13 protein-coding genes and 1 rRNA gene are annotated in these 23,960 nt (G+C 37.1%); 4 read left to right on the top strand and 10 right to left on the bottom strand.

Annotated elements, in window-relative coordinates; genetic code table 11:
• The 3 genes from rrf to DRF59_RS12190 all read left to right on the top strand — a co-directional run.
• Positions 1-81: ribosomal RNA gene (rrf, locus tag DRF59_RS12200) — 5S ribosomal RNA — on the top strand; the annotation flags it as partial.
• Between the two features lie 489 nt (positions 82-570).
• Positions 571-3,480, top strand: a complete 2,910-nt coding sequence (locus tag DRF59_RS12195) for a SusC/RagA family TonB-linked outer membrane protein (RefSeq protein WP_115960249.1) — start codon at positions 571-573, stop codon at positions 3,478-3,480.
• A 16-nt stretch (positions 3,481-3,496) separates the two neighbouring features.
• Positions 3,497-5,392, top strand: a complete 1,896-nt coding sequence (locus tag DRF59_RS12190; protein WP_115960246.1) for a SusD/RagB family nutrient-binding outer membrane lipoprotein — start codon at positions 3,497-3,499, stop codon at positions 5,390-5,392.
• A 56-nt stretch (positions 5,393-5,448) separates the two neighbouring features.
• Here DRF59_RS12190 and DRF59_RS12185 read toward each other — a convergent pair whose 3' ends face one another.
• The 10 genes from DRF59_RS12185 to DRF59_RS12140 form a co-directional block, all read right to left on the bottom strand.
• Positions 5,449-5,907, bottom strand: a complete 459-nt coding sequence (locus DRF59_RS12185) for a hypothetical protein (protein ID WP_115960243.1) — start codon at positions 5,905-5,907, stop codon at positions 5,449-5,451.
• Positions 5,908-5,977: 70 nt separating this feature from the next.
• Positions 5,978-6,511 carry a hypothetical protein gene (locus DRF59_RS12180; RefSeq protein WP_115960240.1) on the bottom strand — a complete coding sequence of 178 codons (534 nt, stop codon included), beginning with the start codon at positions 6,509-6,511 and terminating at the stop codon, positions 5,978-5,980.
• Positions 6,508-9,159: a COG1470 family protein gene (locus tag DRF59_RS12175; protein ID WP_241505579.1), complete on the bottom strand. Its 2,652-nt coding sequence runs from the start codon at positions 9,157-9,159 to the stop codon at positions 6,508-6,510. The genes DRF59_RS12180 and DRF59_RS12175 overlap by 4 nt, the downstream gene beginning before the upstream one ends.
• Positions 9,160-9,253: 94 nt before the next feature.
• Positions 9,254-10,054 carry a WxL protein host-binding domain-containing protein gene (locus DRF59_RS12170; RefSeq protein WP_115960234.1) on the bottom strand — a complete coding sequence of 267 codons (801 nt, stop codon included), beginning with the start codon at positions 10,052-10,054 and terminating at the stop codon, positions 9,254-9,256.
• A 97-nt stretch (positions 10,055-10,151) separates the two neighbouring features.
• Positions 10,152-10,730: a hypothetical protein gene (locus tag DRF59_RS12165; RefSeq protein ID WP_115960231.1), complete on the bottom strand. Its 579-nt coding sequence runs from the start codon at positions 10,728-10,730 to the stop codon at positions 10,152-10,154.
• Between the two features lie 188 nt (positions 10,731-10,918).
• Positions 10,919-13,264, bottom strand: a complete 2,346-nt coding sequence (locus tag DRF59_RS12160; protein WP_115960228.1) for a phosphocholine-specific phospholipase C — start codon at positions 13,262-13,264, stop codon at positions 10,919-10,921.
• Between the two features lie 81 nt (positions 13,265-13,345).
• Positions 13,346-14,866 carry a SusD/RagB family nutrient-binding outer membrane lipoprotein gene (locus DRF59_RS12155; protein ID WP_115960225.1) on the bottom strand — a complete coding sequence of 507 codons (1,521 nt, stop codon included), beginning with the start codon at positions 14,864-14,866 and terminating at the stop codon, positions 13,346-13,348.
• Between the two features lie 19 nt (positions 14,867-14,885).
• Positions 14,886-18,044: a SusC/RagA family TonB-linked outer membrane protein gene (locus DRF59_RS12150; RefSeq protein ID WP_115960222.1), complete on the bottom strand. Its 3,159-nt coding sequence runs from the start codon at positions 18,042-18,044 to the stop codon at positions 14,886-14,888.
• A gap of 178 nt (positions 18,045-18,222) precedes the next feature.
• Positions 18,223-19,800: a BamA/TamA family outer membrane protein gene (locus tag DRF59_RS12145; protein WP_241505577.1), complete on the bottom strand. Its 1,578-nt coding sequence runs from the start codon at positions 19,798-19,800 to the stop codon at positions 18,223-18,225.
• A gap of 94 nt (positions 19,801-19,894) precedes the next feature.
• Positions 19,895-20,683 (bottom strand): SDR family oxidoreductase, encoded by a 789-nt coding sequence (locus DRF59_RS12140; protein ID WP_115960216.1) that lies wholly within the window; start codon positions 20,681-20,683, stop codon positions 19,895-19,897.
• A gap of 383 nt (positions 20,684-21,066) precedes the next feature.
• Here DRF59_RS12140 and DRF59_RS12135 point away from each other — a divergent pair, with 383 nt between their 5' ends.
• Positions 21,067-23,955 carry a SusC/RagA family TonB-linked outer membrane protein gene (locus DRF59_RS12135; RefSeq protein WP_115960213.1) on the top strand — a complete coding sequence of 963 codons (2,889 nt, stop codon included), beginning with the start codon at positions 21,067-21,069 and terminating at the stop codon, positions 23,953-23,955.
• Positions 23,956-23,960: the final 5 nt, after the last annotated feature.

Genomic DNA, 23,960 nt, shown 5'->3' with positions numbered 1-23,960 from the left:
CTGTTCCCATTCCGAACACAGAAGTTAAGCCCACCAGCGCCGATGGTACTGCTAACGCGGGAGAGTAGGCCGCCGCCAGTTTTTATTTTATTTTTAAAATCCTTTATCGTTATGATAAAGGATTTTTTTGTTATATACCCCTGTGAATGAGCTATAGGCAATAAGCCATCAGCCATGAGCCATGAGCCATCAGCAAGGAATTAACAATGAGTACAGCTTACCATTCATCAATTACCCTGGAACCATATCCCAAAACTGATAACTCATAACTCATCACCGTACCGCTATCCAGCTTTATTACTCCCCGGCTCTGGCAAGGCATAAATCTTATTATTGTTATGTGAAATGTTGTATACAGTTTGTATTATAAAAAAATTAAAATCCTAAATTTTCTATGGCCAGCTTCTGTTTTTGGCATTGACAAATTAACTGTAAATTAAATTTTCTATAATTTTTTTTTACTTAACTCTCAAGTTATCAATATCTTTTAACGATCTGTTTTAATTTTTGGTGGTGTGGTATTAAACACCGTTAAAATATTATATTTGTTTAAACCATCGTGTATAATATATGAATAGAACAATAATTAAGATCGGACTCCTCCCATCTTTATTTTTTTGTCTTAATGGGTTGTATGCACAAAATACAGACTCAACAAAGGCATCAAAAATAGATGAGATCGTTGTAACAGCGTATGGAGTTAAAAAAGAGAAAAAAGCTTTAGGTTATTCCTTTCAGGATGTAAAAGGGCAGACACTAGTTGATGCTAAAGAAACAAATGTCACAAATGCTCTGGTAGGAAAGGTCTCAGGGCTTCAGGTAATAAAAGGTGGATTTGGTCCGGCCTCTTCTTCCAGAATTAACCTGAGAGGATTTAATTCTTTTAAAGGAGATAATCAGCCACTGATTGTGGTAGATGGAGTTCCATTAAGCAATAACTTAGGTTCTAAGCCTAAGCAGAATGATGGAAACTATAATAATGATTTCTGGAACCCTGACCTGGATATGGGAAATGGTTTAGGTGATATTAATGCTGATGATATAGAAAGCATTTCTGTTCTTAAAGGAGGTGCTGCTTCTGCATTATATGGGTCAAGAGGGGGGAATGGTGTAATTCTGATCACTACTAAAACCGGAAAGAAGAAAGGAGGGCTAGGTATTACTTATTCTACAAGTCTGGGTTTTGAAACTATTTTTATGAAGCCGGATATGCAAAAATCTTTTGGTTTGGGCCTTAACGGTACGCCAAATCCCGAAAATAGTGATAATACATCCTCTTGGGGGCCTGCTTTTGAAGGATCTAATATGCAGAGGTATGATAATTTGAAAAGTTTTTTTAAGACGGGTATAAATTCGCAGCATACATTGAGTTTCCAGGAAAATTTGGGTGAAGGATCAAGTTTATATACTTCGGCAAATTATTTAAATGATAACAGTCAGATTCCAAATTCAAAATTTGAGAGATTCAACTTTATGGCTAAGATGAATTCAACTTTTGGAGCAAACAAAAGATGGACATCAGAAGTAAAAGTACAATATATTAGCTCAAAAGCCAAAAACAGACCTTCGGGTGGTCAGGGAGATGGTAATTATTATCGTAATATCCTCCTTATGTCTCAAAACATTGATATAAGGGATTATCGTGCAGGACAAACACAAAATGAGGTAAATTCACGTTGGATCACTCCTAATGGGATTAACCCATACTGGTCTGCATACAATAGTCTTAATGCTGATAAAAAAGACCGTTTTTTATTAAATGGTTACCTTAAATATCAGTTTAATGATTGGTTAAGTGCAGATGTAAGATTAGGCACTGATTTTTATGCCCTAAATTCTGATGCCAGAGTATGGACAGGTTCTTCACGTAGGAATGCCTATGCCACAGGTGAAGAAAAATTCTATGAGAATAATTATATAGCAAGTCTTACGGCTAAGAAGGATAACCTGTTTGGAAAATGGGGCGGGTCACTATCTGTATATGGGCAAATGATGGAAAGCAGAACAAAAGCTCTTTATTTTAGCACTCAAAATCTAATTGTTCCTAATGTATTCAGTGTTAATAATACAAGTGATCTGGCTGGTATTGCAAATAATGAAGTTGATTTCTGGAAAAAAATAAATTCAGTATTTGCTGCAGCGGAAATCAATTATGATGGGTACTGGTTTATTAATGCCACAGCAAGAAATGACTGGTCTTCAACGCTAAGTATTGAGAACAGATCATATTTTTACCCTTCTATTAGTACTTCCTTGGTTTTGACTGAAATGCTAAGCAAGTTGAACGGATCAACTTCTAAAGTACTGACCTTTGCCAAGCTTCGTGCAGCTTATGCTGTAACTGGAAATTCTCTAAATCCGTATGAGTTATATAATACTTATAAACTTGGTGCTGATCCTAATGGGGGGGCAGTACTTGGCAGGAAAAAGATTCTGTATAATTCTAATTTACAGGCTGAAAAGTTAAAGACATTTGAAGTAGGAGCAGACCTTAAGTTTTTTAATAGGGTATCGTTAGATGTCAGCTATTTCAGAAATAATGCTACAGGACAATTAATTGATTTACCAATGAACCCTCTTTCTGGCTATGAAAAAATGAAGATTAGTTCAGGAGGACTTCGGAATAGCGGTATTGAAGTAGTATTGAATACAGACATTTTAAAGAACGAAAATTTTGTATGGAATTTTAATGCTAATTTTTCAAAGCTAAAAAGTGTTATTGATAAAATTGACGGATCTGTTTTAAAATATCCTTTAATAGATGGCTTTGATAATGTAGGAATTTTTGCTGAAGTAGGAATGCCTTACGGAGCAATTTATGGGACAAAATTTTTGAGGGTAGAAGATGTAAACAGTCCTTATTACGGAAAGCTGATTGTCGGGGAGAATGGATTGCCGCAAGCTACTCCTGATCAATATTATTTAGGAGATCAAACCCCGAGAGCCCTGTTTGGTTTTACCAATAGTTTTGCATATAAAAATTTTGGTATATCTTTCCTTATTGATGGAAGGATTGGTGGGAAATTTTTCTCATCTACTCAATCTGCTTTACAAAGAGTTGGTCTTGCGGCTGATACGGCTCCCGGAGGAAGACGGGATAATTTTGTAGTTGATGCAGTTGTTGCCCAAAACGGGGGAGGCTATACAGCCAATACTAAAGAGATAACACAACAGGATTACTGGGCTGCTGTTACAGCAGGTAATCTGGGCATTACTGAACAGAATATTTATGATGCTACCAATATCAGATTAAGAAATGTTCAGGTATCTTATAGTTTCCCTAAGAGTATTTTTGAAAAACTGGCTTTACAAAGTGCGAAAGTTTCTTTCACTGCCAATAATGTATGGATGATTTACAGCAAAGCAAAAGGTATAGACCCGGAGTCTGTATTTGCTATTAATTCTAATGCTGTAGGGTTTGAGAATCTTGCATTTCCTACAACAAGATCATATTTGTTTACAATTACATTAGGCTTTTAAATACAAAAATAACATCATGAAAAAATATATTTTATCTTTAATAACATTGGCAGTAGTTTGTACGTCATGCAATGATTTTGAAGACATTAATAATGATCCTTTTTCGGTAGATATCAATAAAGCAGAACCGGAATATTTTCTGAATAATTCTATACTAGGAGCACAGCAAGATCCAAATATTGCAGAACGTGTGTTTGTGTTATATTGGAAAACTGCAGCAAGACAGCATTTGACCACGGGAATTGCCGGAGGGTCATATGATGATTCCTGGACTTCAGAATATTGGAAATATATTTCCGAATGGCTGAACAACGCCAATGCAACCATTGAGATTGCAAACGAAAAAAAAGCATTAGGTCAGGGAAAACCTTATTATGATAATCTTATACAGGTTGCCAGGATATGGAGGGCTTACCTGATGAGTGAATTCTCAGATAATTTTGGGCCGCAGCCTATCCAGGCATTTAAGGGAACAAACCCGCAGTTTAACTCCGAAAAAGAAGTATATTATTTTATTCTGGATGAGCTGGAAGATGCTGTTGCAAAGATGGATATTAACCAAGGTGCTCCAAGTAATCCCAATGCCCGGGATATGGTGTATGGCTTTAACTGGGGTAAGTGGGTAAAGTATGCCAATTCCATGAGAATGAGAATTGCAATGAGAATCTCAGCAGTAGATCCTGCAAAAGCGAAATCAGAGTTTGAAGCAGCAGCGAATTCTAACATGCTGATTACAACAAGTGATGATAATTTTACGGTAAAAGAAGATCCGGGATGGAATCCCTTGTCAGGTGTAATGTCCAGGGAGTGGAATTCTCAGATCCTATCAGCAACGCTTAATAATATGTATATTGGTCTGGGGGGAATCAGTTCAACAGATCAATTACCTGCAGCACAACATGCTGCTGTAAAGAATTCTGATTATATCGGTATAAAGTATGATCAGCAGTTTACTACCATGACCAATGATCCGGGTGCCGGATTCTGGCTGGACGGACTGCCGGGGAAAGTTGATCCCAGAGCATATAAAACGTTCTATATTCCCGGAGACCTTACAAATCCTATCTATTCCCTCTATCCAACTTATACCAATCAGGCAACAACAAATTATGGTTTTTTAACTTATGCTGATAATACTAAAGACAGCATTAATACTGTTAATACCTGGAATGCCTATACAATTGGAAACTGGGGAGTAAAAGGGCAAAGAAACGGGTTGAGAAATGTAGTTGGATGTATGCCAGCTCTTGGAAGACAATATAGAGAAGGTAAAAATTCGAGGATATTCTTTGCAAGTTGGGAAACTTATTTCCTTATGGCAGAGGCTGCATTAAAAGGATGGTCCGTTCCAATGAGTGATGAAGCTGCTTATAATAAAGGAATACAGGATAGCTTTGTTTATAATGGAGTATCACAATTTTACGGTCAGTACATCGCTTCAACAGACTATAACCGGGATGGAACTTCAGTTTTATACAGCCATACTACAGAACCTGGAGCAAGCCATGTCATGAAATACAAAGATCCGGTATCCGGTAATTTGATTTCTGTTGACATTAAGTACCCGGTGAATACCATTTATAAAAACGGATCAGTTAAAAATGATAAGTTAACGAAGATTATCACGCAAAAATACATTGCCAATATGCCATGGCTTCCTTTGGAATCATGGAATGACCACAGAAGACTTGGATTGCCATTCTTTGAAAATCCGGCAGTGGAAACTCCATTGGTAAATCTTCCTAATCTCAACTCAGGAAATTATATGACAAATTCAATTCAGAATTTCCCACAAAGATTAAGATATCCTAGTACGTTTAGAAATACAGACCAGGCAGGCTACAATAAAGCAGTAGAGCTGCTGGGAGGTACAGATGCCGTATTAACACCGCTTTGGTGGGCAAAACATTAAAAACATTAATACACCTTAAGAACAGTCCTTTTTCAATCCGAAAAAGGATTGTTTTTTTACAGGCCAGCCACAGTAAATACAACTCTGCTTTGATAGCTTGTTGCAGGAATGGTTACGGATACTCCGCTTAGCTGAAGCTGTATGTTAATTCCTGTATAGGCTGCCAGAGCCAAGACCGCCTGGATCCTGAAGAGTTCTATGTCAGTTTGGGTAAGTGTCTGATAAGTCAACCCTCCTGAAATAGTGCATAAAGCACAAAGTGTAGTTCCGTTATTTGTCCTTTTTGCTGATAATATTAATGAATTGTGCCAGGTAGGATTGGGTTCATAATGTACAGATACCTTTGCATTTCCTAATAGTAAGGGAACGCTGACGGCAAGAACGATTTGGTTGGTCGCGCTTTCATAGGTTCCGGTATAATTGGTTCCGGCTTCTGTAATACCGGGAGGGCTTACAGTCCAGTTTGCTCCGGAGATTGTTAATGTCTGTGCATTATAACGAGGACCGGAAGCCATGAAAAAGATAAAGCAGATATACTTTATGACAGATATGTTAAAACGTGTGATAAGGTAGGGCTGTCTCATTTTATTCAGTAATGGTATAAGTAATGATAACGGGTGTGTTGGTTCTGGAAAGGGCAGCATAATTACTGATGGAAAGGCTTATAGTAAGTCTGTGGCCATTATTAGCTCCGCTTCCGGTAAAAGCTCCGCCAATTCCGGTAATGATATTAACAGCGGCAGTGGAAAGGGTAACCTGTGCCGTTGGAGTCCCTAATGTTCCTCCTCCTGAACCTGAAGCAGCAGCAGCTTGTAATCTTATATCTACTCCTGCAATAACTTGATTTATAGATGCCGTAATTCTTCTTGTAAGTCCTCCGGGGGCAATTGCCGAAGTATAATTGATCCATTTCGTTGTATTGGCAGCAGGAGCTGTTATGGAAAAGCCGGCTTCGGCAGGAGCTGTAAAATTCATCGTAATAGCTCCCGTAGGTTCTATATCCAGTAATGTGACCACCGGTAATGTAACGGCTACGGATCTGTTTCCTGTAGTCTGTGAAAATAACAGCTGAGAGATGGCACAAAGCATCAAACATTGTATAGGTAGTATTATTTTCATTTTCTGCTTCTTATTTTATTATAACCTACTTTAATGGCTTCCTGTTGGTATTTAATCTCATTTTGCTGTTTCACAATATGAATGGTCATATGATGTGTTTCGCCGGGCTTGAGCATAAACTGAAAATTATTTACAGCGATTTTATATCGTTTGTCCAGCCCGTTTCTATAAAGTTTTACGGTCCATTCTCCCGGGCGTAAATAAGTAAAATCAAAAGGTTCACCTATAAAAGCTATTTTTCTGTATGTCTGATCGGCTCCCTTAGCTTCAATAACGATGCTTTGTTTTCTTTTTTTCTCTTTTGAGGGCTGGTATAGAATAAAATTATTAAGTTCTTCGCCTTCCTTTTCGGAAAGTTCTATTGCTCCCTTAATGGCAGAAGCCTTGGTTACTCCGAAATTAAAATTATTCTCTTTATTTGTAAGCTGTAAGGATACAGGAAATGCAATACTGGTAATATCATCAATTTCAAGAGTCGAACGGTCTACTTCAAGAAAATAATTACCAGGAATAATGTTTTTAAATATAAAGTTTCCTTCCTTATCGGTTACTGATAAAGAGTTGCCAAGTACTAACCGTATTCCTTCCGTTTTCTTTATTCCAAGGTTCCTGATATTTCCATACAATGAAGTGTAGTCAGCAATTTTTCTTACAGGAATATTCGGGCGCCAGGTATACCGTAACGAGAATATAAAATCTTTATTTCCTAACTCACCACGTTGCAATGAGTATCTTCCTGATAAATCAATTTCATTTCCCGGAAACAGCTGCTGATGAAATAACACCTCAAAAAGATTTCTGTCTCTGAAATATTCTTCAGGCATATAATTGTTCTGATAAAAAATATTTAGGCTGGTCTTCTCAGAGAATTTACTGATTAGTCTTGCTCCATAATAAATTTGTTTCTGATCCTGAAGCTGATATCGCGAAGTAATGGCATAGCTTCCAAAGATATTAAATGAAGTTCTGAATTTCTCAAAGGCCAGATTTGCTGAATAGAATTTTGAATTACCACTGAACCCCGTAAGATAATTATCTGTTTTTCCAAACTGCCCTTCAAGGTTAAACTGGAATATTCCCAGCTGCTGATCAATACTTATCTTAAAATAACGTTCGGAATAATCAAACTGTTTTGGCTGAAGGCGGTCCTGATATTTCTGATATCCGTTGGTAAACATAACAGATCCGGTAGACAGATATTTGTATTGTATACCATATTGATAATAGTTCCTGTAGGGAGCTGCTAAAAATAAAGTATCTCTCTGAAAATTCCTGGCGTCATGGGTATAGTTGGCAAAAATATGTATTCTTTTGGAGAGCCTGTACTGAACATTTCCGTTAAATGTACTTGTGTTAGTAAAATATCCAGCAAAGTCAGGATCTGATTTCATATACATTAGATTTCCACTCAGTTTTTCAAAATTGGCCTGGGTCTGTATCATATATGCTGCACCTTCTGTCTTTCCGGATCGGCTGTACGCAAGTTCTCCCGTAAAGCTGATGTTCCTCGAAATCTTAAATTTTCCTGCAGCATACGGAAGATGAGCTTCAGAATCCAGCCGGATATCCTTGTATTCCAGGTCTTTTTTCTGTGGTATCTTATAAAGATATCCGGCAGTAATTTCAGATTCTTTACGAAGTTTAAAAGTTGCATATACATTGATTTCGTCTTTAATATCCCGGAAAAATCGCGGATGATTATAGAACCCTCCCAGGCTGAATTTTTTGAAATCGTAGCGGATCTCTGCTCCGCGACCATATCTGGCAAATTCAGTTAAATACGATGCTGAATAGGTTTTATCACCTAGATGAACAAAAAAATTATCTCTTTTGTAATTCACGAAATATTCTTCATATTGGGTGAATGAATTGAATTCAACAGGATTTTTGGTTACAGCATGAAATTCAATATTATTTTTATTTTCTTTATCTATGGTTCCCTTACCATATATTTCCCCTTGAAAGCCGTCCTGATATTTTCCCATATTACGCATTCCTATGAATGATAATGAAGCGGCAACAGGAAGTCTGTGGTAGATATCGTTATCCACAGGTTTCACAGCTATAATCTGGACACTCACATAGGCAGCCTGGTTTTCTTTCGGATTATCAATGGAATAAACTGAAAGATTAAGGTTTTGAAACTCATTGTGTTCAAGTTGGGAACTGGTAATTTTATATATTCCGATAAGCTTTGCCTCATCAGGAGCTAAAATGATTGAGGCATTATGATCCACAACTGCATTTTTGCTTTCCAAAATAAGGTGTTCCGTCACATTTCCATTATTTTTTAAAAGAAAAGTTGCACGGATTGTTTCACCTGCCTTTACAAACTCAGGTGAATTCATAGCTGTTAGGGAAAGCTTCCGGTTTCCGAGTACTGTAACCTGGGTGGTCTTGATAACCTGTATGCCGGTAGATATATCAGTTCCGGTTAAAGTAACAGAATAAGAACCTTGTGGAGCTTCGGTGGAAACACGTAAGGGAACAATATACAGGGTACTTTCGTACGGCTTAATCCTGAATTCTTCTTTTGCCAGTATGGATATAATAAAGGGGTTTGAAACTGAAACCGAAATATTATATACTTTATTTTCAGCAGTATTGTTTTCTAATGCAAAAGAAATAGAAGTAGATGTCCCCGGCATTAAACTATCTTTTTTGCTAATCAGCTGATTGGTTTGCTGTTGAGAAAAAGTTATAATCGGAAATAAGAGGGTGATACAATATAATATCCAGGTTTTAATCATTCTTTATTTCTAATTCCACATTAAGAGCAAAAGCATTTTCATCTTCGTCGGTGGCAATAATAACTGCTTTGTATTGGTTCGGGGGAATCTTATTGAGATCGATATGGAATGATTTCGAAGTGTTTGGTAATAAGCCCATTGCCAGACTTGAATAGATTCCGATTTTTTCGCCGGTCTTACGGTTATAAATTTCAATAGATGCTATGGGCTTACAATAAAGATTTCCATTATTGGCTATTGCAATCTTTGCTGTCTGCCTGCCTGCCTCCTTTTCTATTTTGACGCTCTCAAATTTAAGATCCGGTTTAGCGGAGTCAGTTTCGTAATCAGTAATTACCTGTATGGCATACCGGACAACAGAGGTTATATTTACTCCTGTTTTTTGATCATTGGGCTGTATATCTTCTACAGGTTCTACAATAATAACACTCCAGTAGCTTCCCGGTTCTGCAATTTTATCAGGAACAGCCACTTCATAGAATACCTCGGTTTTTTCCTTCCCTTTTAAGGTGATCAGGTTGGTACTGAGCTTAATCCAGTCTCCATTTGTTCTGTTATGGGTGTGCAGAGAAGTATAATTAATGGTGCCATCAGAATGATAACTAAAATCCTGTAAGAATAATTTTACACTCTGAGGATTACTGCTTGTATTTTCAATAGCGATTTTTCCTTTATACACTTTTCCTGTCTCCACTTTGTAGGAGTGTGTAAGTCCATTAAGTACTACGATACCGGCTTGTAGTAAGTTGAACTGCAGGATCAGTAAGATTAGGAAAAAAATACGCCTTATCATAATTATGTAAGTTTGAAATTAAATGAGAGATAATAGAAAACCAGGAAGAAACTGACAGCCAGCTTCTTCTTGTGTATGTTTTAAAATAAAGAGTCGTTTAGTTATCTGAGATTGTATAGATAACAGTTGCTACAGTAGATGCTGTTGCCTCAAGATCAGCATAAGAAGCTACTCCCCCGGGGCCGCTTCCTGCAGCAAGAGCATAAGTAAGGTTATGTCCGTTATTTGCTCCATTTCCGGTATATGCACTACCAATACCGGAAATGATGGTCTGGTCAGCTGCACTTAGTGTTAGCTGGGCTGCCGGAGTTCCTAATGTTCCTCCCCCAGAGCCGGTGGCAGCAGCAGCAGTTACATTAATATCTATTCCCGGGATAAGGGCATTTAATTTTACAGAAACATTACGGGTGGGGTCTGAAGTAGATTTAATTGAAGAATAATTCAGCCACAGTGCTGTATTGGCTGCACTTGGAATAATAGGATTTCCGGCTTCTGTAGGAGCAGTAAACCCTAAAGTTATATTCTTTGTTGCGGCAGGTTCAATATCTACCAGAGCAACTTCAGGAATAGAAATAGTAATAGTGTGATTATCGGTATTGGTGTCTTGTGCACTCAGATTTCCGGATCCGGCTACTGCAAATAATAACATTGCAGTAGATAAGCTTAATTTTTTCATGATATGAGTAATTAGTTAAGTGAATATAATAAAATTCAATGTATTATGAAATAAAAATCTGGTATTTTTTTATATTGATGAATATCACGTTCTTATATTGGAATATGATTGAAAATAAAAAAATACCCTTACCTTTATAAAAAAAATCCTGTACATTTTTTGTACAGGATTTATATGAGATCGAATCTTTAAGCCCAGTGGGGGTCAGAAATTGAAATTTTTCCGGTTTCAATTCTTCCGGCAAAATGCCATACACATTCTTCAGATGATACCTTGATATCGTACCAGCCTTTGTTTTTGCTGAGATCAAAAATTATTTTTTCTTCCGCCTTATTTATGGAGATTCTTTTTTTGTTTTTTTCATAGAGATCCTCCAGGCCAAACACAAAACTTTTCTTTTTATTGTTTTTAAAAATCAGCTCTGCCTGATTCTTTGAAGTATTATTGATAAATATTACTTCGACCTCCGGGACAGAATTACCTTTGAACTTTCTGAAGAATCCGTTGGGACCAAAGATTTCCCAATCATATATCCCTGTTGTTACCGGATGAGATAATTCCTGCCTGGAGTACAGGGCATAAGAGAAATGATAGTCACTACCATTAAATTGGGTTCTGTCATAAAGAAGCAATGGAACACCATTATCCTTTAAATTGGTCATTCTGATTTTTCCTTCTGTCAGATTAACATGAAAATGATAAGGAAGTGGATTGGAAGGTTTGACTCCCCTCTCCTGAATATTAAGAAGATTGGGGCTAAGCTCATTTTCAGAATACCATTTCAGATCAGGAACAGGCTTGTTTTTGGCTGAATTAATGGTTTTGGTAAAATCTTTCTGGTCCAGGTAGTTTATGGCAGGAGTCTGAATATTTGCCGTATTAAATGCCGAAGTAAGATCTCCGCATACAGACCTTCTCCAGTCACTGATATGATCAACATGAACATCTTTATTGTATTTTTTCATGATGAATTTTTCCAGGAATTGTAATACAGAAGTATGATCCGAAACTTCTGAATTGACAAATCCTCCCTTTGTCCAGGGGGATGCAATAATCATAGGAACCCGATATCCCAATCCTACTGTTCCCTCAATTTTTTCATGGTCTTTCAAAGATGGGTCGGACATGTATTCCTGAGATTTATCCACATATTCCACACCTTCTTTTCCGTTCATGTCAACGGGCTGACCGGGATTCACAGGAGGAGCAAATGGAAGTACATGATCAAAGTATCCGTCATTTTCGTCATAATTGATAATGAAAATTGTTTTCTTCCATGTTTCAGGATTTTTAGTTAAAATATTCAACACTTCTGAAATATACCAGGCTCCATACCAGGGAGATCCCGGATGATCAGAAAAATGCTCAGGAGCTACCAGCCAGGATACCAAAGGAAGCTTCTTTTCTTCCACATCTTTCCGGAACTGAAATAATACATCACCTTTTGGAACTACCAGCCTTTCTCCATTTTCATCAGTACCGATTTCCAGATTCCAGTAATCAGGATCATTAACATTCGTGGTAAATGCTTTTTCATGAAGATTTCTTTCTTTCCCGGAAAGTTTTGAATAATTATCAGGATGGAACTTTACCTGGTCTTCCTTCAATTCAGTAATAATGGCTTCAATCCTTGATTTCTGAGCAGGATTTTTTTCAATCTCTTTTCTCAGACGGTCAATCATATTAGGAAGATTCTCATAATATCCTTTGGAAAACTTCACGTTAAAATTAGAAAACCATTCTATCGGGTTATCGGTAAAGTTGCTTAACCAGGCTTCCTGTTCACCGGACATACCTTTAGGTAAACTGATCTCATTCTGATAAATCTTCCAAGAAACATTCTGCTCTTCTAAAATTTCAGGAAAACTTTTCCATTTTGCCTGGCGGGCTTTATCATAATCAATATGGTCATTGTAGACATTCGCTTTCACTTTGCCATTTTGCTGTTCTCTTAAAGTTCCGGACCAGAGGAATAACCTGTTGGGAGTAGTTCCTGTCAGGGAAGAACAAAAATATTGGTCAAATATGGTAAAAGCATCGGCAAGCTGATAATAAAAAGGAAGATCTTCACGATTATAATATCCCAGAGTAAGTGGAATATCTTTATAAGTTTTGTTTCCGGAAGCTTTTGCCTGAAGCCACTGATCATATTTTCCCTTATTTAATGCCTTTTGCTGATCAGACCATGAATGAGGAAGTGAGCTCATCCAGGTTGATTTTGTATTTCTAAGGTCCAGTCTGGCAGGAGAAGCATATTTTCCGGCATCATTTTTCTGAAAAAAAACAGAATGTCCATCCTGTTTAATAAAAGCTCTCTGATCTAAAAACCCCCTTACTCCTTTAAGAGTACCGAAAGCGTGATCAAATGACCGGTTTTCCTGCATCAGAATTACGATGTGCTCAGCGTCATAAAAAGTAGACTGTGCGGCCGGTTCAATAGCCAAAGCTTTTAAAATAGAAGGGTGGAGAACACTTGATGTTCCCAGCCCGGCTAATAAAAAGCTTGACTTTTCTAAAAATTCTCTTCTGTTCATATTCAATCGTAAAAGAAAGAAACCGCAGGTTAATATGATGTTCCTGCGATTTTCTTTATTGATATAAAAGTAATTAAAATCTTACTGAAGCCACCAAGGTTTTGAATTAATATTGTCATTTCCTCCGTATTGTGCATCAAGTGCTGACTTCAGATTGAAACTGTTGTAATTGTATTCAGACTGTGGGTATCTGAATCTGAATGGCGCAGGAACACCTGTTTTTAAAGGAAAATCCGGGAACCCTGTTCTCAGATAATCATAATATGAAGTCCATTGTGACTGATGGAACATGGTCATATATTTTTGAGTAATGATTTTCTTCAGCTGATCCTGTAGAGGAGCCGTATTGTCATAAGTCACTAATGGAGTTGTTAAATATTGATCCACATTAAAGCCTGCAAAATACTGATTGGGATTTTTTACATAGGTCTGATAAAAACTAAAACTGGCCCTGATGGCATTATCATAATGTACTTTTGCAGATCCTGATATCCATCCCCTTGCCGCAGCTTCAGCCAGAATAAATTCCTGCTCTGAATAGCTCAGCACTGAAGAAGGTTCATTGGTAGGGTCTTTATAAAAGCGGTCATTAATTTTGGAGATATTTTTTGCTGTAATTAATGCTGCGTTATCGGAATAGGATGAAGTAGGGTTCCCCCCGTTATAGCCCGTAAAGTCCGTAACAGGTTTTCCTGCTTCTTTTGCTCCGGTTGTCTGTGCTGCAAATGTAAATAAACGGGGGTCCTTTCTGTCTTTAAACATATTAATGAAATAGTCTGCCATATACAGACTTGATCCGTAACCGCTGTTATTGAACATGGTATACCTGCTGTCCGCTGCATCTGCAAATTTAAGCTCGCCATTATCAGTAATTGAAGTCATCAGAGCCTCGTTTCCTGCAATAGAAGCGAATTCTGTTGCAATATTATAGGTTCCTGCTGTACTTTTCCGGGATAAGGTCATCAATATTTTCAAACGGAATGCATTGATCAGTTTTTTCCACTTTAAAGGATCTCCGTTATAAATAATATCGCCTTCAATTTTATCATTGGAATTGATAAGGCTTACAGCTTCTTTTAATTCAGATAATATACCGGCCATTACCGTTTCCTGATTATCATACTTAGGCTGTGTAATGCCGGATTCTCCTTTTATGGCTTCCGTGTAAGGAATACTTCCTACCTTAAGGCTTAAATTAAAGAAATAGTAGGCCCGGTAAAATTTTCCGATTGCTATATAATTCTTATTATTGATCTTCTCAGCCTCCTGCATCATTTTTACCGTATTCAGAAGACCCTTGTTATAGACTTCGAAAGATGCATTATTCCACTTCATATACTGGTATGTATTTTCTCCATCGGTTCCGATCATCATACGGGAAGCATACATATTATCTCCATTAACCTGAAAAGCATCCTGTGAAACATAAGTCAGAAGAACTTTGGGATTAACGCTGGCCTGGTCATTTGGATTTTCATTAATCTGATCCAGGTTGGATTCACATGATGTAAAAGTGAACAGGACTGCAGCCATTATCACTTTAGCATTGATGCATTTTACAGCGTTGCTCTTTTGTAATTGTGTGATGATATTATTTTTCATTGTATTGTCGTACTTTAATTTAAAACTTAAGATTAAATCCGATCCCAAACCATCTGCTTGAAGGATCCTGAATGTCATTGCTGATGTCACCTTCTTTACCGGTTTTGATCTGGAAGTCAGGATCTGAATAAAGGTTTTTAGACTTTTTCCACATCGCAAGATTGTAAGCAGAAATATTTGCAGTAAAACTTCTGATCATCCCCTTTGGGTTCAGTAAAGAAGAGAAATCATATTCCAGTACTACCGATCTCAGTTTTATAAAGGTCCTGTCAAAAACATTGGCAAATAATTCGCTCTCGTCTTCGGTTACCCTGGCCTGGTAAGGATAATTCTGTGCCCAGTCCTGGAAACTTATTGCTTTAGTGTGAGGCGTATACTGCCCTGTCGTGGGATTGTAATTGACTCCGTCCGGTACAAAATAGTAGGTTCCCGGATTAGCGTACTCAAGATCTCTGTAAGCTGTAGAGTTCGGGTGTTTTCCTCCCCACCACATCTTTTCAACCACCTGGGATCTCATAATCCCGCCAATGCTTCCATCAATACCGATATTTAATGAGATTTTTTTGTATTTGAAGTTGTTATTAAATCCAAATGTCCAGTCCGGATTAAAATGCCCCAGGTTGCTGGGTGCATTTGCTCTTGTCGGCATTCCCGATTTTGCATCCAGAATAACCTTTCCGTCCGGAGATTTCTGCCATGTATAATCATAGTAACTGTCCATTCTTTCACCCAATTTTATATTATTGTAATTAGGCATATCATGATATATGGAGGTAAGTTTCTGCTCATAAGTACTCCAGTTGATCAATGATTTCCAGGTAAAATTGTTGCTTTTTACGGGAGTCAGCCCTAATGAAATTTCAAGTCCTTTAGTGGTATATTCGTTTCCGTTCACATATTGAGAGGTAAAGCCTGATGATTGTGCGGTTGGAAACTCCAGAATGTTATTATAATCTAAGGTTCTGAAATAAGTAACATCCAAAGTGACCCTGTTTTTGAATAATCCGGCACTTAGTCCCAGTTCATATGATTTTGTTTGTTCCGGTTTTAAGGTATTTTCAACATTCAGAATAGTTGGATAATAATAAGTAGGATTTCCATTGAAAGTAATTCCTTTATTGTTTACATAATAATTTCTGATAGAATAAGGCTTAAAGTCATAGGCTACTTTAGCCCATGAAGCAGAAAGTTTCAGAAGATTTACGGCTTCAGGCATTTTAATAAGATTGGAAAGCACTGCACTTACAGAAGCAGACGGATAAAAATAAGATCTGTTGGCTTTAGGTAAAGTGGAAGACCAGTCGTTACGTCCGGAAATGTTAATGAAAAATGCATTGAATAGCCCGATATCAATTGTTGAATAAGCACTGTAAATCAGTTTTTCTTTGAGATATGAATAATATTTTACAGCTCCGATGGAGTTATCGAGAGAATAAAGCTCAGGAACTTTCAAACCATCGGTAGAGGCATTATTGATGTCATTTTTATAATAGAATGCAGAACCTCCGGCGTTAATTGTAAAGTCAAAGTTCTCAGAAATTTTCTTCTTATAGGTGGCCAGGATATCGTAGTTGAGGTTCCAGGCTTTGGTATCATTTAAAATATACCCACCACTTCTTGGAGCGCTATAATTGAAATAGGAGTAAGGACTTAATATTTCCTGTTTATTATGGTTTTCAACAATAGATATTTTGCCTTTCACTGAAAAATCATTGGTCGCTTTATATTCCAGACCGGTTTGGGCATTGATGATATTGGTTCTGTTTTGATTTTTATAATATTCAGCACCGAACCATGGATTATTGTACCATGCATAATTCCAGTTAGCCTGTGCGGTTCCTTCTTTTCCCGGAATCCACATATGATTTTTTAAAACCTTTCCGTCTACATCTGCCCCCATCCAGATTAGGATAGTATACATGTGTCCACTTGGGTTATAATCATAGTTGGGAATATTCGGAGTAAACGTTTGGTTGAAATTAAACTTTGTATCGAAGATCAATTTTTCTCCCAAATGATTTTCGGAGGAAAAGTTTATACCATACCGTTGAAGATAAGAATTAGGAACTCTGTCATCATAATTCATAAAGTTACCGGAAAACCTGTATACATCTTTATTGTTTTTGTAGCTTATTGAGAAATTGCTATTGTTGATTATTGCAGGTTTCAGGAATGTATCAAGATTGTCATGATATTTCCAGTCAATGGGTACTCTTTCATATCGTGATTTATCATTGTACATTGTACCTGTTACGGCTCCATACCAGGGAATTACCTGGCCGGTTACCTTATCTCTTATGGGGCTGTTCCATTGGGCAATCTGTAGTCCCGGAGTGAATTTAGGCCCCCAGATCATATCTCCGTCATTCACCCCACCATCTGCACCATCCCAGAATTCATATTTGCCATGTGAGCCGTTTCCATATTCGGTCTGGGTTTTCGGAAGGTTGGTAAAGCCTCCTGTAATCATTGTATTTTGCGAAAATTCTACTGAGAATCCTTTCTTTTTAGCACCTTTAGTGGTAATCAGCACTGCACCATATCTCCCTCTGGAACCATATAATGCGGAAGCAGTAGCACCTTTTAAGACATTGATGTTTTCGATATTGTTAGGATCCAGATTTTGAAATACTTCCTTTTCAACAATAACTCCGTCAATTACAAAAACCAGATTTGAATTTCCCCTTAATGTAAAAGATGGTGCTTGTTGCATTCCTGTAGGATTGGAAACATTAAGGCCAGCTACCTGACCGGAAAATAAATTTCCTATACTGGGAGTTGTAATGGTCTCAAATTGTTTTGTTCCAACTTCCTGAGTGGCATAGCCTATTTTTTCTTTCTTTTTTGCGATCCCCAATGCTGTAATCACTACTCCTTCAATCTGTTTTTCATTGAGCTTTTTCAAAGTTACTGTATACTGCTTTTTTGAAGAAACTTCTACAGTATATAAAGAAAAGTCTGGAGCATAGAATTCCAGAATATCTTTGGGGCTGGCTGAAATGGTAAAATTTCCATTTTCATCAGTAGTGGCGGTTTTGCCTGTATTTTTATCAGTAATACTGACACCGGAAACACTTGTCCCGTTTTCGGATTTTACATTTCCGGAAATGTTAATTTCCTGAGCTGTAAAATAAAGAGGAAGCAAAGAAATTGCAAAAGTAGCTAAAGTCTTCTTCATTTTTTTGAAGACAAATATACCGTGGCATTGTTACCTGTATTTTAATATCATATTAAGAAAAATATATAATTTTAATATTTTTTAACGCAAATAATTAACAATATGATAAAATGAAAGTGAAGGATATACAATCCTTTTTTCTACACTGCAAAGAGAAGTAGAAGTAAAGATCGTATAATTAAAATCTGCTCAGAATTCCCCAGTGGATTTTAATGTCATTGAATTTAAAAGGGTTACCAAATTCGTTTCCATTGGAAAGCTGGAAACTCATCAGCCCAATAGGAATAAAGAAGTTAAACCCAAGCCCGACGCTGTAGAGTTTGGGTTTAACTCCCAGCGATTTATTATTGAGCTGTCCGTACTGTCCGAAGAGATCAAAAAATGCCTGGCTGCCAATCAAATACCGATATTCTAAGCTGCCGTAATAAAAGTAATCTGCCGCAAGAGAATTTTCATTGAATCCCCGCATAGAATTCCAGCCTCCGAAACGAAATAACTCATTGGTAGAAAATTCCATTTTGGAATCCATCATCCTTCCTTCCCCTTTAATGTTGATAAAATGGTTTCCCGAAAGATGGTAATTATGCTCACCATAGAAATAAAACTGGTTCTGGTTAGCTTTGATGTTTCCCTTTGTATAAGTTGTGGTTAAGAAATCATACCCGGCACTGATTTTTGTTTTATAAAGAAAAAGATCAATATCGGTAGGTTCAGTCATTTCATACCATATCCCGATTCCTCTTTTATTATAGTCTTTTCCCTGGGTGTATAAAGTATCAATAACACTTGAGGTTTCTAAAGTTCCACGGAACCCGATCTTATTCCGGTTGTTAAGATGGTAATAAAATGCAGGAAGGAATTTTACATTGGCAAATGTGGAGTCCTGCCTGTATATATTAACCTTTGTATTCATTCCTATATTGGATTTAAGAAGGTAAGGGATATCTACTTCCAGATCAAATGTCTGCCCTCTGTCAGGATTTCTTTGCCAATATAGGTTGATAGCCTCAAAACCATTAAACATATTCCTGAAATTAACATTCATGGTTCCGTTCAGTGTAAATTTATCCGTTTTATCGTTTCCGAAGCCTATTACTCCGTCAAAGGTGTTTGTCTTTTTCTTTTCCATAAACAGGTAGATGTTTGTGGAGTCTTTAGTGAATAATGTCTGAGGCTGCCGTTCAAGGGTTACAAAAGGATGTCCCTGAAAACTTTTATTAATGGCTAAAAGATTTTTGTCATCATAGGTTTTACCCTTGAACTCCTTTTCAAGATTTTTAATGAACCTTTTAGGAACCCTTTCATATCCTTTGACAACGAAGCCGTTAATTACTCTTTTATCATTTTTATTGATATCCAGCCCTATGACAGGAAAGCCGTTCTTCTTGCCTTTGTATTTTGATTTAATTCTGCTGAAAGAATAGCCCTCATCAATATATTTTTTATTGATACTTCTTTTGGTTGAATCTAAATTTTTAGTAAAAAAATCTTTCTGTATTTTTAATTTCTGAACAATGGAATCTGAGAGGTCAACATAAGTTTCGTTGTAATTTTTTCCTTTATCATAGAAAATTTCTGTACTGTCTCCCTTTACTTTAACTTCTTTCAGCTGAGTGAAAAAATAATTATTCTGGGATAAAGAATCCAGGAATTTTACTGCAGAAACAGAATCTTTCACTTTTTTCCTTACGTTGGTTTCTGTATCAATTAACCAGTAATGTTTCTTCTGCGCTTGAATAAAAACGCAGAACAGCACAAAGAATATTTTCAGAAATAATTTCAATTGATAATTGGCTTAACTCATTAAGGATTATGAAGTAGCTTTAGTATAATATTTCTAATAACTGAAACTAGTCCAGTTTATTATACTTTTTCATTAAATTCTCATAAACTATCTGTGGAAGAATCCATTTCAATGGTACTCCGATTTTTTGTCCGAATTTACCAAAATAGTAATGTGCTTTCCATTTATTTTTTCCTAAAAGTTTTTCAACGTATTCAGCAACCTCAAGAGGGTCGGTTCCATCATCTACGTGTGAATTCATCAAAGTGTATACTTTATTGAAAACAGTTGTGTATGGCTGTGAGACCTTTGCAATAACCCTGTTTTCAGCAATATTGGTTTTAATATCCCCGAGATGAAGAGAACACACTTCAATATTCCAGGGATATACTTCATATCTCATGGCTTCCGTTACTTTGTCCAGAGCAGATTTTGAGGCGGAATAAAATCCCCGGAAGGGCAGTCCCATTTCACTTCCGATGCTGGAAATGTTAATAATCTTACCCGATTTGTGTTCACGCATGTTCGGAAGAACAGCAGTCATCATTTGAACAGCACCTGCCAGGTTCAGGCTGAAAAGTTTTAGAATATCTTCTTTTGTGGAATCTTCTACAGCACCTACCATTCCCATTCCTGCATTATTAATCAGGAGATCAATTCTGGTTTCTGTTTTTAAAACTTCGGCAATAGCTTTCTGAACAGCTGTATTATCAGTAACATCAGCCGGAATAGATTTGAAATACTGGCTTTCCGCATATTTTCTGCTCAGACCGTATACATGGTGTCCTTTTTTACCAAAATATTCGGCTAATACAAAACCAATTCCTGAAGAGGTACCTGTAATAATGATGGTCATTTCGATCAGTATAATTTTTAATTGTTTAATATCTCAAAAAGAATGCTTAAGCATTTTCTATTTTCCAGCAAATGTAAAAAAAGAAAAATGAACTCTGTTATTTATTATTTCTGAATATATGCAGCTATAATAATATGCTGTTTGGCTAAGAGTTTTTAGTTTCCGGACAATTAAACTTAAAATAAATTTAATCTCAATAAGACCTTCCGTATCGGTTGAATAAATTAATTTATCTGTTCAGTGTTTGATATACAGTTAGTTATCTGTTCAGGGTGTAAGGGAGGTATTGATCTTAGCTAAAAATTCTTAATAAAAACATAAGAAAATCTTAATACCGCTCAGATAGGGCTATTCTAATTTTGCATCTAATTAAAAAGGATGTCATGAATGTATTTAAGATCCCTGTTTCAGTTTCTTATTTAACGGGGAAGGTATTACTTATTGGTGCAATATCGGTTTCTCCGATGTTTCTATCTCAAAAAAAAGACAGCTTAAAGGAAAAAGTCATTGACGAAGTTGTTGTTGTAGGGTATGGAACCCAGAAAAAAAGTAAGGTATCCGGAGCAGTTTCTGAAGCGTCATTGGATAAGCTGACTTCCAGATCTCTCTCGGGAGTAGGTGAGGTTCTTCAGGGGAAAGCCCCCGGAGTAACGGTAGTTAATGAAGGGGGAGATCCCAATGGTTCGCCAAAGGTAAACATCCGGGGTCTGGGTGGTATTAATGGTGAAACTCCTCTTTATGTTGTAGATGGGGTTGTTTTTAACGGAACACCATCCATTAATCCTAATGATATTCAGGATATTTCGGTTCTTAAAGACGCCTCTGCTGCAATCTATGGGGCCAGATCTTCGGGTGGTGTAATCCTGATTACCACCAAAAAAGGTAAAAAAGGAATTCTCACTGTGGATTTTGATGTGAAGTATGGAATCAATCAAGCATGGAGACTGAAAGAATCTTTAAATGCTGCTGAGTTCCAGGATGTGATGTACCAGGCTTATGCGAACGCTGGAAAGCTTGGTAGCTTACCATTGGCTTTCAATTCTGAAAAGTTTCCGGACGGTAGAATAACCCGGACAGACTGGATGAAAGAAATTTTTCGTACCGGAACAATTCAGGAGTATAATCTTAATTTAAGCGGAGGAAGTGATAAATCAAGATACTTTGTGGGAATGAATCACAGGGCACTGGAAGGGATTTTAATAAATACACAGGCAAAGCGCTATAATTTCAGAGTGAATTCTGAGCATAAGGTGAAAAACTGGCTGACGATCGGAGAAAATATGTATTACAATTATTCCGATGGAAACACGGCAGACACCAAAAGTGGCTATACGGGGGCTTTGGTAGCTGCTATGTATTATCCACCTAATGTACCGGTCTACACTCCAACAGGAGCTTTCTCCGGGCTTCCTATTGATGTGGCGGGAGGCTATGGAGATATGATCAATCCTGTTGCTTATCTCAAAAGAATTAACATCAGAAATCCTACCCATGAAATTTTAGTTAATCCCTACGCAGAGATTACATTGGCAAAAGATTTGAAATTCCGTTCAAACTTTTCGCAAACATTTAAAATAGGGAATGTGAAAAACTTTACTTCCAGGGTTCTTGAAGTAGGAAAAATATTCGATACAAATAATTTAGAATATCAGTCTAACAATTCATCCACAGCTCTGGCAGAGCAGCTCCTGTCTTATAAATTCGCTGCAGGCAGACATAATTTTGATTTCCTGGCAGGTTTTACTTTCCAGAAAACGGTTGAGGAAGGATTCATGGCAAAAGCATTTGACTTCAGGAGCGAAGCAGAGGTATTCCAATATCTTCAGAATGCAGCAGATACCAATAAAGAAGTTTCCAGCTACAGATTTAAACAAGCCCTTGTTTCTTATCTGGCAAGACTAAACTATGATTATGCAGGAAAATACATTGTCAGCTTATTGGGAAGACGCGACGGATCTTCGCTGGTTGCAAAACAGAACCGCTTTGCAAATTATTACGCGGTTTCCGGGGCATGGGTGCTTTCAAAGGAAGATTTTATGAGTGATATTTCCTGGCTATCAAACTTAAAGCTTAGAGGAAGTTATGGTATTTTAGGAAATCTTGGAGGAATTTCACCCCAAGCGGTCAACCCATTAATGACAAGAGATAATAATGTGATTTTTGGACAGGATCCATCTCAGAATATTGCGTATTATGCAACCACAAGACCTAACCCGGATCTGAAATGGGGGAAATCTGAACAGACCAATTTCGGAATGGATGCTTCCTTTTTTCACAACAGTCTTTCCCTGCAGTTTGACTATTTTGTGAAAAACTCAAAAGATCAGATCTTTAATGTGAATCTGCCAAGTACTGCGACGTATAACAATCAATATGTTAATGCAGGGTTATTTCAGGATAAGGGATATGAAATAGGAGTCAATTACAACAGTAAAAATACCGGAGATTTCAGTTATTCAATAGGGGCTACATTTAGTCAACTAAAAAACACGGTGAAGCAGTTGGCTGATGTAGATGAAATTTTTATTAATGATAATGGCGTAAGGGGAGTGTTAAAACCTACACGTGTAAAAGTAGGGGATCCATTGTATTCTTTCTACGGATATAAAACAGCAGGGATTTTTCAGTCACAGGAGGAAATTAACAACTACAGGGATGCAAATGGTAATCTTATACAGCCCAATGCGAAGCCGGGAGATATTAAGTTTCTAAAAAAAGAAGGGAATACAGGAGTGCTCAGCAATAGTGATTTTGTAAATCTGGGAAGTCCATATCCTAAGTTTTCTTATGGATTTTCTTATAATATGACCTGGAAAAACTTTGATCTCAATGTATTCTTTCAGGGGGTGTACGGGAACAAAATATTCAACGGCCTGAAATTTATCTCATTAAATCCGGGAGGGACAGGACAAAATTATAATATGGATAGAGATATCCTTAATGCATGGACACCTCAGAATACAAATACAGATATTCCAAGACTGGTTCATGGTGATCCGGGTGGAAATTATTCCAAGGTTTCAGATTTCTATGTGGAAAACGGATCTTACTTAAGGCTGAAAAACCTGACAATTGGTTATTCATTACCTAAGGAACTTTACCAGAAACTGGATGTAAATAAGATCAGGATCTACATGACTGCCAATAATCTCTTTACAATTACCAAATATACAGGCTTTGATCCTGAAGTAGGAATGAACTCTTACGGTGTGGATACCGGAAGATATCCTCAGGCGCGTTCTTTCATCTTTGGAGTAGAAGTAGGGCTATAATTTTT

The organism is Chryseobacterium flavum (assembly GCF_003385595.1).
Lineage (GTDB): Bacteria > Bacteroidota > Bacteroidia > Flavobacteriales > Weeksellaceae > Chryseobacterium > Chryseobacterium flavum.
Note: the sequence above shows the minus strand (reverse complement) of the source record. Positions and strands in the feature narration are given on the sequence as shown.

What these genes read in the sequence shown, in the direction of transcription:
- DRF59_RS12195 (WP_115960249.1), top strand. Translation starts at nt 571, where the DNA reads ATGAATAGAACAATAATTAAGATCGGACTCCTCCCATCTTTATTTTTT.
- DRF59_RS12190 (WP_115960246.1), top strand. Translation starts at nt 3,497, where the DNA reads ATGAAAAAATATATTTTATCTTTAATAACATTGGCAGTAGTTTGTACG.
- DRF59_RS12185 (WP_115960243.1), bottom strand. Translation starts at nt 5,907, where the DNA reads ATGGCTTCCGGTCCTCGTTATAATGCACAGACATTAACAATCTCCGGA.
- DRF59_RS12180 (WP_115960240.1), bottom strand. Translation starts at nt 6,511, where the DNA reads ATGAAAATAATACTACCTATACAATGTTTGATGCTTTGTGCCATCTCT.
- DRF59_RS12175 (WP_241505579.1), bottom strand. Translation starts at nt 9,159, where the DNA reads ATGCCGGGGACATCTACTTCTATTTCTTTTGCATTAGAAAACAATACT.
- DRF59_RS12170 (WP_115960234.1), bottom strand. Translation starts at nt 10,054, where the DNA reads ATGATAAGGCGTATTTTTTTCCTAATCTTACTGATCCTGCAGTTCAAC.
- DRF59_RS12165 (WP_115960231.1), bottom strand. Translation starts at nt 10,730, where the DNA reads ATGAAAAAATTAAGCTTATCTACTGCAATGTTATTATTTGCAGTAGCC.
- DRF59_RS12160 (WP_115960228.1), bottom strand. Translation starts at nt 13,264, where the DNA reads ATGAACAGAAGAGAATTTTTAGAAAAGTCAAGCTTTTTATTAGCCGGG.
- DRF59_RS12155 (WP_115960225.1), bottom strand. Translation starts at nt 14,866, where the DNA reads ATGAAAAATAATATCATCACACAATTACAAAAGAGCAACGCTGTAAAA.
- DRF59_RS12150 (WP_115960222.1), bottom strand. Translation starts at nt 18,044, where the DNA reads ATGAAGAAGACTTTAGCTACTTTTGCAATTTCTTTGCTTCCTCTTTAT.
- DRF59_RS12140 (WP_115960216.1), bottom strand. Translation starts at nt 20,683, where the DNA reads ATGACCATCATTATTACAGGTACCTCTTCAGGAATTGGTTTTGTATTA.
- DRF59_RS12135 (WP_115960213.1), top strand. Translation starts at nt 21,067, where the DNA reads ATGAATGTATTTAAGATCCCTGTTTCAGTTTCTTATTTAACGGGGAAG.